The organism is Pseudomonas tremae (genome assembly GCF_001401155.1).
GTDB classification, from domain to species: domain Bacteria; phylum Pseudomonadota; class Gammaproteobacteria; order Pseudomonadales; family Pseudomonadaceae; genus Aquipseudomonas; species Aquipseudomonas tremae.
This window is the reverse complement of record NZ_LJRO01000307.1, coordinates 1-355: the sequence shown is the minus strand read 5'-3', so window position 1 is coordinate 355 and position 355 is coordinate 1. Positions and strand designations below refer to the sequence as shown.

Below are 355 nucleotides of genomic sequence, written 5' to 3'. Positions count from 1 at the left end.
GTGCAGCAGATAGGCATGAGCGTGCTGAGCACGACCGGCCATCTGCTGCCAGAGTGATGCCTGCCAGGGGTAGGCTTCAGCCACGTCGCAGCTCCAGCAACTGCGGCAGCAATGTATCAAGGGAAGCCTGAACGTCAGCCAGCGGCTGGGCCGCGTCCACCAGACGATACCGCGCAGGATCCGCCTTCGCCCGCTGCAGATAAGTCGAGCGCACCGCGTCGAAGAAAGCCCGGCCTTCCTGCTCGAAACGATCCAGCCGCCCCCGTGCCGCAGCACGTGACAAGCCGATTTCCACCGGCAGATCGAACACCAGCGTCAGGTCCGGGCGCAGGTCCTGTCTCTTATACACATCTCC

Annotated in this window: 2 protein-coding genes; both read right to left on the bottom strand. The window is 63.7% G+C overall.

Annotation, left to right across the window (positions count from 1 at the left end):
• A partial coding sequence (locus tag ALO43_RS32145) for a hypothetical protein (RefSeq protein ID WP_412778921.1) occupies positions 1-84 on the bottom strand: 84 nt, incomplete at its 3' end.
• A partial coding sequence (locus ALO43_RS17655) for a dTMP kinase (protein WP_268873826.1) occupies positions 77-355 on the bottom strand: 279 nt, incomplete at its 5' end. The genes ALO43_RS17655 and ALO43_RS32145, both read right to left, overlap by 8 nt.